This window comes from Streptomyces malaysiense, assembly GCF_000980885.2.
In the GTDB taxonomy this organism is placed as follows: Bacteria; Actinomycetota; Actinomycetes; order Streptomycetales; family Streptomycetaceae; genus Streptomyces; species Streptomyces malaysiense.
The window spans coordinates 15,334-27,746 of record NZ_LBDA02000062.1; the positions used below are offsets into that span (position 1 = coordinate 15,334).

The 12,413-nt window shown below is 70.2% G+C and carries 12 protein-coding genes; 3 read left to right on the top strand and 9 right to left on the bottom strand.

Annotated features, from left to right (window positions below):
• Positions 1-25: 25 nt before the first annotated feature.
• From VT52_RS25875 to VT52_RS25900, 6 genes are all read right to left on the bottom strand, one after another.
• Positions 26-1,795, bottom strand: a complete 1,770-nt coding sequence (locus VT52_RS25875; RefSeq protein WP_046419563.1) for an IucA/IucC family protein — start codon at positions 1,793-1,795, stop codon at positions 26-28.
• Positions 1,792-2,325, bottom strand: coding sequence for a GNAT family N-acetyltransferase (locus VT52_RS25880; protein ID WP_046419560.1), 534 nt, complete (start codon positions 2,323-2,325; stop codon positions 1,792-1,794). The genes VT52_RS25875 and VT52_RS25880 overlap by 4 nt, the downstream gene beginning before the upstream one ends.
• Entirely contained in the window at positions 2,322-3,605 is a 1,284-nt protein-coding gene (locus tag VT52_RS25885) for a lysine N(6)-hydroxylase/L-ornithine N(5)-oxygenase family protein (protein WP_046419559.1), read from the bottom strand. Before VT52_RS25885 ends, VT52_RS25880 begins: the two co-directional genes overlap by 4 nt.
• Positions 3,589-5,031 (bottom strand): lysine decarboxylase DesA, encoded by a 1,443-nt coding sequence (gene desA, locus VT52_RS25890; RefSeq protein ID WP_046419557.1) that lies wholly within the window; start codon positions 5,029-5,031, stop codon positions 3,589-3,591. Before desA ends, VT52_RS25885 begins: the two co-directional genes overlap by 17 nt.
• Before the next feature lie 108 nt (positions 5,032-5,139).
• On the bottom strand, positions 5,140-5,985 hold the full coding sequence (locus tag VT52_RS25895; RefSeq protein ID WP_046419554.1) for a siderophore-interacting protein: 846 nt from the start codon (positions 5,983-5,985) through the stop codon (positions 5,140-5,142).
• Positions 5,986-6,018: 33 nt separating this feature from the next.
• Positions 6,019-7,065 (bottom strand): ABC transporter substrate-binding protein, encoded by a 1,047-nt coding sequence (locus VT52_RS25900; protein ID WP_046419552.1) that lies wholly within the window; start codon positions 7,063-7,065, stop codon positions 6,019-6,021.
• 191 nt (positions 7,066-7,256) lie between these two features.
• On the opposite strand from VT52_RS25900, the gene VT52_RS25905 reads away from it, so the two are divergent.
• Positions 7,257-7,736 (top strand): hypothetical protein, encoded by a 480-nt coding sequence (locus tag VT52_RS25905; protein WP_143070916.1) that lies wholly within the window; start codon positions 7,257-7,259, stop codon positions 7,734-7,736.
• Between the two features lie 29 nt (positions 7,737-7,765).
• Here the strand turns inward: VT52_RS25905 and VT52_RS25910 are convergent, their stop codons facing one another.
• Positions 7,766-8,212: an ATP-binding protein gene (locus tag VT52_RS25910; protein ID WP_046419550.1), complete on the bottom strand. Its 447-nt coding sequence runs from the start codon at positions 8,210-8,212 to the stop codon at positions 7,766-7,768.
• 182 nt (positions 8,213-8,394) lie between these two features.
• Between VT52_RS25910 and VT52_RS25915 the strand changes: the two genes are divergently transcribed.
• Together VT52_RS25915 and VT52_RS25920 are read left to right on the top strand one after the other, a co-directional pair.
• Positions 8,395-9,681 carry an NsdA family TPR-like regulatory protein gene (locus tag VT52_RS25915; RefSeq protein WP_079175264.1) on the top strand — a complete coding sequence of 429 codons (1,287 nt, stop codon included), beginning with the start codon at positions 8,395-8,397 and terminating at the stop codon, positions 9,679-9,681.
• A 132-nt stretch (positions 9,682-9,813) separates the two neighbouring features.
• Positions 9,814-10,257, top strand: a complete 444-nt coding sequence (locus VT52_RS25920; protein ID WP_046419548.1) for an NUDIX hydrolase — start codon at positions 9,814-9,816, stop codon at positions 10,255-10,257.
• A 61-nt stretch (positions 10,258-10,318) separates the two neighbouring features.
• Here the strand turns inward: VT52_RS25920 and VT52_RS25925 are convergent, their stop codons facing one another.
• Both VT52_RS25925 and VT52_RS25930 read right to left on the bottom strand, forming a co-directional pair.
• Entirely contained in the window at positions 10,319-11,479 is a 1,161-nt protein-coding gene (locus tag VT52_RS25925; protein WP_046419600.1) for an acyl-CoA dehydrogenase family protein, read from the bottom strand.
• A gap of 5 nt (positions 11,480-11,484) precedes the next feature.
• A complete protein-coding gene (locus VT52_RS25930; protein WP_206306609.1) occupies positions 11,485-12,408 on the bottom strand; it encodes a hydroxymethylglutaryl-CoA lyase in 924 nt (307 codons plus the stop codon).
• Between the last annotated feature and the right edge of the window lie 5 nt (positions 12,409-12,413).

Consider the following 12,413-nt stretch of genomic DNA (forward strand, 5'->3'; position numbering starts at 1 on the left):
GGTGCCCGTCCGTCGGTGTCCGGCGTCAGCGGCCGGCCAGCGGATTGCGCAGCGTGCCCACGAGCTGGAGCGCCCCGGAGGGATCGGTGAGGTCCACCATCTGCCGGTTGTCGCGCAGCTGGAGCCGGTTGAGGCAGGACAGCGCGAACTCAGGCGCGAACAGGTCGTACTGCCGGAACCGGTCGGCGAGTTGCGGGTTCGCCTCCTGGTACTCGCGGGAGACCTCCGCGACCGTCCGCCAGAACTCGTCCTCCGTGAGGACGCCCTCGGCCGCGAGGATCGCCGCGAGGAACCGGAAGAAGCAGTCGAAGACGTCGGTGAAGATCGAGAGCAGTTTCTGGTCCTCGGGGACGTCGGCCCGGATGCGGGCGACCTCCGGCGGCAGCACGGCGTCCGGGTCCATCACCACGATCTCCTCGGCGATGTCCTTGTAGACGGCCCGCCGCACGACGCCGTCCCGCAGCACCAGGACGGTGTTCTCGCCGTGCGGCATGAACGCCAGGTCGTAGGCGTAGAGGCTGTGCAGCAGCGGGGTGTAGTACGCCCGCAGGTACCGGCGCAGCCACTCAACGGGGGCGAGCCCCGACCGCTCGATCAGGGCGCCCGCGAAGGACGCGCCCTCGTGGTCGACGTGCAGCAGGGAGGCCATGGTGGCGAGCGTCTCGCCGTCCGCGAGGGAGGGCACCGGGCTCTCCCGCCACAGCGCGGCCAGCATCTTGCGGTAGGGGGAGTGGCGGTCGGTGACCCGCTCGTACTCCGGATGCCGGTAGCCGACGGCGGCCCGCTCGCGGATGATCGTCAGGCCGCTGCCGCTGAGCACCGGGTCGCTCTCGATCAGCTGGGAGAGCCAGTCGTTGATGGCGGGGGTGGCCTCCATGTAGGCGGCCGAGAGACCGCGCATGAAGCCCATGTTGAGCACGGACAGGGCCGTCTTCACGTAGTGCTTGTGTGGGGCGCTGGTGTTGAAGAAGGTCCGGACGGACTGCTGGGCCAGGTACTCGTCGTCGCCCTCGCCGAGCGGGACGAGGTGCCTGCGGGCCACTTCCGCCGCGAAGGTGACGGACAGCTTGTTCCACCACTGCCAGGGGTGGACGGGGATGAGGAGGTAGTCGGCCGGGTCGAGGCCCTGCGCCGTCAGCGTCCGCCGGAACCGCTCGACGGTCTCCTCGCCCAGCTCGGCCCGGATGAAGCCCTCGTACTCGACGCCGGCGCCCGCCGTGAACGCGGCCCGGGAGCGGTGCGCCGCCAGCCACACCAGCCGCACGGGGTGCGCGGTCTCCGGGGCGTACGACAGGTACTCGTGCACCCCGAACCCGAGCCGCCCGTTGTTCGCGACGAAGCACGGGTGGCCCTCGGTCATCCCGGTCTCGACCGCCTGGAAGCCGCCCGACACCAGCTCGGCCGAGGTCGTCCGGTGCCTGGCGAGCTTGTAGCAGGTGCCGGACAGGGTGGAGGAGATCTCCTCCAGGTAGACGGGCAGGACGGCGTCGGCCAGGCCCAGGGAGTCCTTCAGCTCGATGAAGAACTCCAGGGCGGCGAGCGGGAGTTCGGCGCCGTCGCGGTGCCGGGTGATCGAGCCGGCGTCTACCTCCCAGTGGTCGAGGGCACGGCGCACGGCGGTGAACCGGTAGGCGGTGAGCTTGTCGTCGCTGCGTACGACGTAGCCCGCGCCGTCCTCCTCGGGCGTGATCAGACGCTCGTGCGCGAACTCGGCGAGCGCCTTGCGGATCAGCAGCCGGCCGGCCCGCGCCCAGCGCTCGGGGGACAGATGGGCCACGGACTCGGCGGGGGTCATGCGGACACCGCCTTCGTGAACTGCTCGCGGGTGCAGAAGCTCAGCAGGGCCTCTTTCTCCGGCTTCCGTATCTCGCGCTCGGCCACGAACCCGACGGCCGCGTTCAGCGCGTGCACCGCCTTGTTGCGCACATCCGGTTCCACGACGACGCGCTCGACGGCCGGGTCCTCGAAGAGACGGGCCATGACGGCGGTGATGACGGCCCTGGTGAACCCGTGCTCGGGGGTGTCGGTCGCGGGGGTCAGGAAGTGCATCCCGGCATCGCCCGGCCGCGGCTCGTAGAGGCCGACCAGTTCCCGGTGGGCGGGGTCGTACCGCTCCATGAGGAAGGCGGGGGCGCCGTCCCGGAGCCCGAGCAGCGCCTGCTGGTGCTCGTCGGCGGCCATCTCCGTGTACGCCCGCTCGATGTCCTTCGGCCCGGCGTCCTGCATCATCCAGAAGGCCGCCTTCGGGTGGGTGATCCAGGAGTGCAGCAGCTCGGCGTCCTCCAGCGGGTCGACGGGCCGGAAGGTGAAGGTCAGGTCGGTCATACGGCGAACTCCTGGAAGGCGATGGACTTCTCGACCGGGTAGTACTCGCTGCCGAGCACCTCGCGGATGATGCTCGCGTTGCGGTAGGGGCCCATGCCCAGGTCGGGGCTGGTGATGCTGTGGGTGTGGACGCCGGCGTTCTGGAGGAAGACACCGCGCCCGGTGACGTCGACGGCGTAGTTGCGGGCGACGTCGAAGCGGCCGTGGCCGTCGAAGCGCAGCCGCTCGCGCAGCGGGGCGAGGAAGGCCGGTGGCGCGTAGTGGTAGCCGGTGGCCAGCACCAGGCCCTCGGTGCGGATCTCGAAGTCCTTGCCCTGCTCCTCCTGGCGGAAGCCGAGCGTGTACGTCCCGTCGTCGTGACGGGCGCTGTTCAGTGAGGAGTTGGTGAGCAGCCGGGTGGGCAGCGGCCGGTCCCCGCTCGTCACGTTCTTCTGGTACAGCAGGTCGAAGATCGCGTCGACGAGGTCCGAGTTGATGCCCTTGAACAGCCCCTTCTGCTGCTTCTCCAGCCGGTAGCGGGTCTCCTCGGGCAGTGCGCGGAAGTAGTCGACGTAGTCCGGTGAGGTCATCTCCAGGGTGAGCTTGGTGTACTCCAGCGGGAAGAACCTGGGGGAGCGGGTGACCCAGTTGAGCTGGTAGCCGTGGATGTCGATCTCGGACAGCAGCTCGTAGTAGATCTCGGCCGCGCTCTGCCCGCTGCCGACGACCGTGATGGACTTCTTCCGCCGGAGCTCCGTCTTGCGGTGCGTGTACCGGGAGGTGTGCAGGAGGTCCCCGCCCAGGTCCCGGCAGGACTCCGGGAGGTAGGGCACCGTGCCCGTGCCGAGCACGAGATGCCGGGCGCGGACCGTGTCACCGGCCTCCGTCCGTACGGCGTAGACGCCGTCCTCGTACGACACCTCGGTGACCGTCGTACCGAAGCGGACACCGCTCAGCTTGCCGGCGGCCCAGCGGCAGTAGTCGTCGTACTCCACCCGCAGCGGATAGAAGTTCTCGCGGATGTAGAAGGAGTACAGCCGGCCCTTCTCCTTCAGGTAGTTGAGGAAGGAGTACGGCGAGGTCGGGTCGGCGAGGGTGACCAGGTCCGACATGAACGGGGTCTGGAGGTGGGCGCCGTCCAGGAACATCCCGGCGTGCCACTCGAAGTCGGGCTTCGACTCCAGGAAGACGGCGTCCAGTTCGGCGATCGGCTCGGTCAGGCAGGCCAGGCCGAGATTGAAGGGGCCGAGCCCGATCCCCACGAGGTCGTGGATGCGGCTGGATTCAGGAAGCGCGGTCAAGGGACTCTCCCAGGTACTGCTCGGCGTGGCCGGCGATGAGATCGAGGACGGCGGCGATGTCGGACGGCGTCGTCTCGGGGTTGAGCAGGGTGAACTTCAGGTAGTGGCGGCCGCCCACCTTGGTGCCCGCGACCACGGCGTCGCCGGAGGCGAACAGGGCCTTGCGGGCATGGAGGTTGGCGCGGTCGATCTCGGCCGGGTCGGTGACGGCGGCCGGGACGTAGCGGAAGACGAGGGTGGACAGGGACGGCTCGACCACGACGTCGTAGCGCGGGTCGGCGGCCAGCAGGTGCCAGCCCCGCACAGCGAGGTCGCAGACCTCGTCGAAGAGCCCGCCGATGCCGTCGGCGCCCATGACGCGCAGCGTCAGCCACAGCTTGAGGGCGTCGAAGCGGCGGGTGGTCTGGAGGGACTTGTCCACCTGGTTGGGGATGTGCTCGCGCACCGCCCGGCGCGGGTTGAGGTACTCGGCGTGGTAGGTGGCGTGCCGCAACGTGGACGCGTCGCGCACCAGCACGGCGGACGAACTCACGGGCTGGAAGAAGGACTTGTGGTAGTCGACAGTGACCGAGTCGGCGCGCTCGATGCCGTCGATGCGGTACCGGTACCTGCGCGAGGCGAGCAGCCCGCAGCCGTAGGCCGCGTCCACGTGCAGCCACGCGCCGTAGCGGTCGCACAGCTCGGCGATCTCGGGCAGCGGGTCGATGGAGCCGAAGTCGGTCGTCCCGGCGGTGGCGACGACCGCCATGGGCACCAGGCCCTCGGCGAGGCAGCGCTCCAGTTCGCGGGCCAGCGCGACGGTCCGCATCCGCTTGTCGCGGTCGACGGGGACGGTGACGACCGCGTCGGGGCCGAGCCCGAGCAGTTTCGCGGACTTCTGCACGCTGAAGTGGCCGACCTCGGAGGCGAGGATCCGCAGTTTCCCGGGGTCGTCGCACTTGGCCTCCTCGCGGGCCAGCAGCAGTGCCTGGAGGTTGGACTGGCTGCCGCCGGAGGTGAACACGCCGTCGGCGGCGGGCCCGAGGCCGATCCGCGCGGTCGTCCAGTCGATCAGCTTGCGCTCGATGAGCGTGCCGCCGGCCGACTGGTCCCAGGTGTCCAGCGAGGAGTTGACCGCGCAGAGCACCGCCTCGCCGAGCACGGCCGGGATGACGACCGGGCAGTTGAGGTGGGCGAGATAGCGGGGGTGGTGGAAGTAGACCGCGTCCTTCAGGTAGACGTCCTCCAGCTCGTCGAGGACGGCGGCGGTGTCGCCGAGCGGGCGGTCGAGGTCGATGGCGTCGACGCGGGGGGACAGTTCGTCCACGGCGACGCCGGTGAACGGGCGCTCGGTGGCGGCGAGTTTGGCCGCCACCCGCTCGACTCCTTCGGTCACGGAGCGGCGGTAGTGCTCCGCGGTGAGGCCATTGAGCAGGTGGGAGCGCATGGGGGGTCCTCCGAGGGGGAAGTCCGTGGGGATTTAACTTAGGTTAGCCTAACCTAAGTTTTTGGAATCAAGACGCGCGTGTGCGGGGAACTCCGGCGGAAGCGGGGGCTATTCGCCGGTCGCCCGGAGCTGTTCCTCGGTCAGTCCGCGCCGCCAGTACCCGACGAAGGTCACCCGGCGCCGGTCGATCCCGCGCTCCCCGACGAAGTGCCGGCGCAGCGCCTTCACCTGGCCGGACTCCCCGGCGATCCAGACGTACGGGTGCGCCGCGTCGGGCAGTCGGAAGCCCCGGAGGGCGGCGACGGGCTCGGGGGCGCCCTCGCCGCGCACCAGCCAGGTGATCTCCGCGTCGGCGTCCGTGCGCACGTCCTGGATGTCACCGGCGTACGGCACCTGGAGCCAGGCGCGCACGCGGGTGCCCGCCGGGAGGGACTCCAGGATCGCGGTCGCGGCGGGCACGGCGGTCTCGTCGCCCCACATCACCACGAGGTCGGTGTCCTCGGGCGGGCGGAACCGGATCGCCCGGTTGTCGGCGAGCACGGGCCCGAGGACCAGCACCCGGTCCCCGGGAACGGCTCGCGCGGCCCACTGCGAGGCCGGTCCCGCGGGGGCGGCGGCGCCGGGCTCGACCCCGTGCAGCGCGAAGTCGATGTCGATCTCGTCCGGCTCGCGCCGCAGCTCCCGCAGGGTGTAGGAGCGCATCACGGCCCGTACGTCCTGCGGCAGTTCACGCCATTCCCGCCACCACCCCTCGCCCAGGTCGAGCGGCACGACGGGCTCATGCTGCCCGGGGTGCGGCAGGAACAGGGAGAGGGACTGATCGCGTCCGTCGGAGCGGAAGCCCATCAGATCGGCTCCGCCGAAGGTGACCCGCACCAGGGAGGGCCCGAGCCTTCTGGTGCGCACGACCCGGAGGGAGAACAGCGTGAAGGGTTCGACGACGGCCGTGGCCATGGGGGCTCCTGTCGGAAGGGGTGGGGGCTGCCGCTAGCTGACCTTCTTCGCCTTCTCCAGGGCCTCGGCGAGGCCCGTCAGCAGCGGTACGCACTTGTCGTAGGACAGGATCGGCTCGGGGGAGCGGGCGATGACCTGTCCCGCCTTGACGGCCGGCAGCTTCTTCCACGTCGGCTTGCTGATGTCCGCGGGCTGGATCGCCGACGACCGGTCGTCCATCATGATGATGTCGGCCTGGTACTTGTCGACGTTCTCCCAGCTCAGCGACTCGTACCAGCCGCCGCCCTGCTTCTTCGCGCTCTCCGGCGGCTCCACGAAGTTCACCCCGAGCGCTTTGAAGTACTCCAGGTCGACGGACAGGTGCGTCCCCGAGACGTAGAAGAGCTGGTCGCTCGCGCTGCCGGCCATCACCTTGATGTGCGGCTTGGCCTTGGCGGCGGCCCGCAGCCGGGCGGCGGCCGCCTCGAACCGCTTCTTCGCGCCGGTGACCCCGGCGGCCCTCATGTCGGCGCCGAGCGACTCGGCGAGGTCCCACATCCGCTGGAGCGGCTGGGTGAGCTGGCGGTCGTACACCGAGATGCCGACGCTGGGCGCGAGTTCGGCGATCTGCTCGGCGGACTGCTCCGGGACGTACCAGAGGGTGCCGGCGTCGTCGAACATGGTGGTGATCAGCACGTCGGGGGCGAGGGAGGCGTACTTCTCGACGTTGAACTGGCCCCAGGTGTTGCCGAGGACGGTCACCTTGCTGACGTCCATGTCGCCGGCCTGGACGTCGGGCTTGCCGCCCGTGGTCGTGGTGGGGCCGAAGACGCCCTTGACCTGGACGCCGTAGTCGAAGAGCGCGGCGCCGACGCCGGTGAAGGCGACGATGTTCGCGGGGACCTTGTCGAGCTTCACGGTCTTGCCGCGGTCGTCCTCGAACGACCAGGGACCCGCCTTCGCCGCACCCGGCCCGCCGCCGGTGCCCTTGCTTTTGCCCTTGTCGTCCCCGCAGGCCGCGAGCGCGACGCCGAGCCCCGCGGCGCCGCCCGCGGCGAGCAGACCGCGGCGAGAGAGGTGGATGGCACGGGCATGGGACATGGATATGACCGCTTTCGAACGGGGCGCAGCGCCCGCCGGACAAGTGCGGAACTTAGGTTAGCCTAACCTTCTTCTCTGTCCAGGGGGCGGTGCGGATTCCCGGTGGCCGGGTTCCCCGCGGCGTGGAACGCCTTTGCGCCCACCCGCTCAACCGCGTTGACTGTGCGGTCCGTTCGGGAGAGGTGGGGTCCATGAGAGCGAGGCGGCTCTACGCGTACCGGGTGCGCGGGGCCGGGCGCAGCGGGGTGGTGCTGTGGGCCGGCGGGCCGGGGGACGAGCCCGACCGGGTGCTTGTGGTGGGGGAGGGTGGGCGTCGCCGGATGCCGGTGTTCGTGACGGGGCGGCAGGCGCGGGCGTTCGCGGCGCGGCGGGGCTGGAGCCTGGCAGCCACCGAGGTGGGCACGCTGGAGCTCGTCCGGGTGGAGCGCTGGCTGGCGGACCCGGTGCGCCGACGGGTGCCCGCGGGGGCGGTGCTGGAGGCGTGGAACTTCTTCGAGGACCTCGCGCGCGGGCTCGGTGAAGAGCGCCGGCTGCCCCGGCAGCGCGCGGCGCACGACGGTGCGTACGACAAGCTGTGCGCGGGCGAGTGCGACGACTGGACCCCCGACGAGCGGCGCGCCGCGCTGGAACTGCTGGCGGCCGGGGTTCGGCTGTGGGGGTCCGCGCCCTGACGGCGGGCCCGGCCACGAGCCTTCTGGGATCAGAGGGCGGCGTCCAGTTCCGCCCAGGTCTTCTTGCCCCAAGGGCCACGGAGTGGATGGCTGCCGAGCAGGGTGTAGCCCCACCGGTCCGCGAGCGCGTCGATCAGGAGCAGCCCCCGACCGGACTCGTCGTCGGCGCCGCCGGGGCTGAGGACGGGCAGGCGTGATGGCGCCCGGTCCACCACACCGATGTGCGCCCGGGCCGGGCTCGGGCGTCCGACGAGGAGGTGGATCGAGTGGCACGGGGTGTGTCGGGAGGCGTTCGCGACCAGTTCCGAGACGATCAACTCGGCGGCGTCGGTGAGGTGGTCGAGGTGCCAGGCGCCGAGGGCATGGCGGACGAGTCTGCGTCCGAGCCCGGCTGTCTCAGGTGCACACGGGAAGGTCTGGCTGTAGGCGGGGCAGCCGGTGGAAGCGGTCCGCGCTGGTGTGTTGAGACCCGTCATTGTGGAGCCTTCGCTGGTGTCGTTGCCTGTGCCCACTCGGGAGAGCGGCGGCTGCTGCCCAGACAACTCTCAGTTCTGCGGCAAAAGTTAGGGCGATCGACTTGTCGTGCGGTGGGGCAACCTAGGGCGATTTGGTGATGCCTTTATCTGACGGAACGAAGTCACGGCGATACGGTGCGCGCATGGACGACACCACGCGCAACACCGTTCTCGAAGCGTGGATGAAAGAGCACGGGTATAGCTCCAATGCCTTCGCGGAAGCGGTGAACTTGGCTAGTGAGCGGCTCACCGGGCATGCAGGCGGGCACGACGGGGCCTCGGTCCGGGACTGGAAATCCGGCCGGGTCAGATGGCCGAAGACAGCGACTCGGCGGGCTCTTGAGGACGTCACTGGGCTGCCCGCCACCGCTTTGGGGTTCGTGCCGCGTGGCCGGACTCCGTCCGTTCCAGCCCTGTTGCAGAAGGACTCTGACAGCATGAAGCGCCGTTCTCTCGTAGGTGGCATCGCCCTTGCGGCTGCTGCCCCAGCCGCTCTCCGGGCAGCTTCCGGCCGACGCATCGGCATGAGCGACATCGACCGCCTGTACAAGCGCTTCGCCGAGATCATCGCCCGTGACCACCAGCATGGCGGTCAACTCGTCGTCGAACAGCAGGCCGCAGCACTTGCCGACGCGGCGCTCAACCTCCAGAACGCGGGCGGTGCCACACAACGGGTACGCAGCGGGCTGTACGCTGCCGCTGCGGCGTTCCGTTCCTCAGCGATGTGGGCTGCCATCGACGGCCGGCGCTACGACGATGCAAAGCTCCACATGCGTGAGGCGCAGTCGCTGGCCGAGTTGTCCGGCGATCAGGCGATCAAGTTCCGCATCTGGAGTCATGCCGGAACCATGTATCGGCACGTGGGGCGCGCCGTGGACGCCTTGGCTGCCAACGATGTCGCCTGCAACCTGCACATCACGCGTCGCGACCCTCTGTTCGCCTGTTTGGGGCATGCCCGTCAGGCTGCCTCTCTCGGGCTCGCCAGGGACACCGCCGGTGTGCAGCGCGCTCTCGGCCGTGCTCAGGACGCGTGGGAACGCGCCGATCGAAGCCTCGTCAGGCCGGTGTGGATGACCGCGGTCCTCGACGGCGCGGAGCTTGAGACGCTTGCTGTCGCCGCCCATCTGCGCCTCGGCAACTTCGAGAAGGCCGAAATGCACGCTCACCGCAGCCTGGCTCTGCTCCACCCTCGGATGCGCCGCGACCGCGCCCTCAACACGGTACGGCTCGCTGCCGCCCAACTCGGTCAAGGCGACATCGAACCGGCCGTCGCCACGGCGATGAAGGTCCCATCCGACATTGCCGGTCGGCACGCTCGGGTGGCCCCGATGCTGCAAGGGTTCGGGACCGCGCTGCGAGCTACCGCAGCTGACAGCTCTGGGGCACGGGACTGGGCTGAACATACGGCTACTTGGAGCATCGCCGTATGACCGGGATGTCTGGGGGCGCGGACATCCGCTGCCCTCGGCGTGCTTCGCGCCGCTCTGCTCCGGGCGCGACGCGGTTCCAGCCGCCGCCTCACCGTCAGATGCTCCAGCCACCACTCCAACCCTCCAGGAACCATGAGCGGACAGCCGGCACAGCCCATCATCGACACGCACGTCCTTCTCCGCGACGGCGACAAGGTCCTGCTCTCGCAGAGAGGCGGCCCCTACGGCTACGGTCGGTGGCATCTGCCCTCCGGCAAACTCGACCAGGGCGAAACCCTGACCGTCGGGGCGGCTCGCGAACTGTTCGAGGAGACCGGCGTCAAGACCGACCCCGGCCACCTGGAGCTCCGGCACGTCGTGCACCACCGGCAGGGAGACGGTTCGGAGCGCATCGGCTTCTTCTTCGAGGCCGTCCGGTGGGAGGGGACACCTCGCAACAAGGAGCCCGAGAAGTGCCTGGCGCTCCAGTGGTTCGCCGATCACGACCTTCCCGAGGACATCATCGAGTACCCCGGCGCAGGGTTGCGGGGCTGCCTCGGCCGGGCCGGTGTGCTGGCGCTGCACGGCTGGCGGTGAGGAGAGGGGCGCGCCGCTGGTGTTCCCGGCGACGTGCCCCCCGATCAGCGTCTCGACGAGCTCAGCCCGCCAGCCCCAGCTCCCGTGCGATCAGCATCCGCTGCACCTCGCTCGTGCCCTCGCCGATCTCCAGGATCTTGGAGTCGCGCCACATGCGGGCCACCGGGTACTCGTTCATGAAGCCGTAGCCGCCGTGGACCTGTGTGGCCTCGCGGGCGTTGTCGACGGCGATCGTGGAGGAGTACAGCTTCGCCATGGCCGCCTCCTTCTTGAAGGGCTCACCGGCGACCAGCCGGTAGGCGGCGTCGCGCCAGGCGAGCCGCGCCGTGTACGCCTTCATCTCCATGTCGGCGATCTTGAACTGGATCGCCTGGTTGGCGCCGATCGGCCGGCCGAAGGCGTGCCGCTCCTTGGCGTACTTCACCGACTCGTCCACACAGCCCTGCGCCAGACCCGTCGCCAGGGCGGCGATGGCGATGCGGCCCTCGTCCAGGATGCGCAGGAACTGGGCGTAGCCGCGGCCCTCCTGGCCGAGCAGGTTGGCGGCGGGGACGCGGACGTCCGCGAAGGAGAGTTCGCGGGTGTCGGAGGCGTTCCAGCCGACCTTGGAGTACGGCGCCGCGACCGTGAAGCCGGGGGTGCCGGACGGCACGATGATCGAGGAGATCAGCGGCTTGCCGTCGGGCTTGCGGCCGGTGACCGCGGTGACCGTGACCAGCCCGGTGATGTCCGTGCCCGAGTTGGTGATGAAGCACTTGGAGCCGTTGATCACCCATTCGTCCGTGTCCGGGTCGAGGCGGGCCGTCGTGCGCGTACCCCCCGCGTCCGAGCCGCAGTCCGGCTCGGTCAGGCCGAAGCCGCCGAGCAGCTCGCCCGAGCACAGCCGGGGCAGCCACTCGCGCTTCTGCTCCTCGGTGCCGAAGAGGTGGATGGGCATCGCGCCGAGCGAGACACCGGCCTCCAGGGTGATCGCCACGGAGGAGTCCACCCGGGCCAGCTCCTCCAGGGCGATGCCGAGCGCCAGGTAGTTGCCGCCCATGCCGCCGTACTCCTCCGGGAACGGCAGTCCGAACAGACCCATCCGGCCCATCTCGCGGACGATCTCGTACGGGAACTCGTGCCGCTCGTAGAAGTCGCCGATCTTCGGCGCCACGACATCGTGCGCGAACTCCTCCACCGTGCGGCGGAGTTCCTCCAGCTCGGGGCTGAGGCGGTGGTCCATGCTGATCACTGGTCCTTGTGGGAGAGAGCGCGGACGGTGCGGGAGGGGCTTGGCCGGTCCAGATGGGCGGCCATCCACACGCTGGTGGCGGTCAGCCGGTCGAGGTCGACGCCGGTCTCGATGCCGAGTCCGTGCAGCATCCAGACCAGGTCCTCGGTGGCGAGGTTGCCGGTGGCGGACCTGGCGTACGGGCAGCCCCCGAGCCCGCCGGCGGACGCGTCGACCGTCGTCACGCCGTGCTCCAGGGCCGCGTAGGTGTTCGCGAGCGCCTGGCCGTAGGTGTCGTGGAAGTGCACGCCGATCTCGTCGGTCGGCACGCCCTCCTCGTCGAGCAGGTTCAGGAGTCCCCGGACATGCCCGGGGGTGGCCACGCCGATGGTGTCGCCGAGGCTCAGTTCGTCGCAGCCCATGTTCCGCAGGGCGGTGCAGACACGGGCCACCTGATGCGGCGGGACCGCGCCTTCCCACGGATCGCCGAAGCACATGGAGACATAGCCGCGCACCCGCGCGCCCGCGTCCTTCGCCTGGCGCACCACCGGCTCGAAGACCGCGAGGGACTCGTCCACCGTGCGGTTGAGGTTGGCCTTGGCGAAGGATTCGGTGGCGCTGGCGAACACCGCGATCCGGTCGGCGCCGAGGGCCAGCGCCCGGTCCAGGCCACGCTGGTTGGGCACCAGGACGGGAAGCTCGGTCCCGGGCAGGTCGCGCACCCGAGGGAACAGCTCTTCCGCGTCGGCGAGTTGGGGCACCCACTTGGGGTGCACGAAGCTCGTCGCCTCGATCGTCGTCAGCCCCGCGTCGGCCAGCCTGCGGATGAACTCCGCCTTCACCTCGGTCGGTACGGCGCCCTTCTCGTTCTGCAGCCCGTCGCGCGCGCCGACCTCGTAGATCCGCACCCGGTCGGGCAGATCCGCGGCCGGTACGACCATGGGCA

Coding starts and splice junctions, on each gene's coding strand:
- VT52_RS25875 (WP_046419563.1), bottom strand. CDS start 1,795: ATGACCCCCGCCGAGTCCGTGGCCCATCTGTCCCCCGAGCGCTGGGCG.
- VT52_RS25920 (WP_046419548.1), top strand. CDS start 9,814: ATGAGCGGACAGCCGGCACAGCCCATCATCGACACGCACGTCCTTCTC.
- VT52_RS25930 (WP_206306609.1), bottom strand. CDS start 12,408: ATGGTCGTACCGGCCGCGGATCTGCCCGACCGGGTGCGGATCTACGAG.
- VT52_RS25915 (WP_079175264.1), top strand. CDS start 8,395: ATGGACGACACCACGCGCAACACCGTTCTCGAAGCGTGGATGAAAGAG.
- desA (WP_046419557.1), bottom strand. CDS start 5,031: ATGCGCTCCCACCTGCTCAATGGCCTCACCGCGGAGCACTACCGCCGC.
- VT52_RS25925 (WP_046419600.1), bottom strand. CDS start 11,479: ATGGACCACCGCCTCAGCCCCGAGCTGGAGGAACTCCGCCGCACGGTG.
- VT52_RS25900 (WP_046419552.1), bottom strand. CDS start 7,065: ATGTCCCATGCCCGTGCCATCCACCTCTCTCGCCGCGGTCTGCTCGCC.
- VT52_RS25910 (WP_046419550.1), bottom strand. CDS start 8,212: ATGACGGGTCTCAACACACCAGCGCGGACCGCTTCCACCGGCTGCCCC.
- VT52_RS25880 (WP_046419560.1), bottom strand. CDS start 2,325: ATGACCGACCTGACCTTCACCTTCCGGCCCGTCGACCCGCTGGAGGAC.
- VT52_RS25895 (WP_046419554.1), bottom strand. CDS start 5,985: ATGGCCACGGCCGTCGTCGAACCCTTCACGCTGTTCTCCCTCCGGGTC.
- VT52_RS25905 (WP_143070916.1), top strand. CDS start 7,257: ATGAGAGCGAGGCGGCTCTACGCGTACCGGGTGCGCGGGGCCGGGCGC.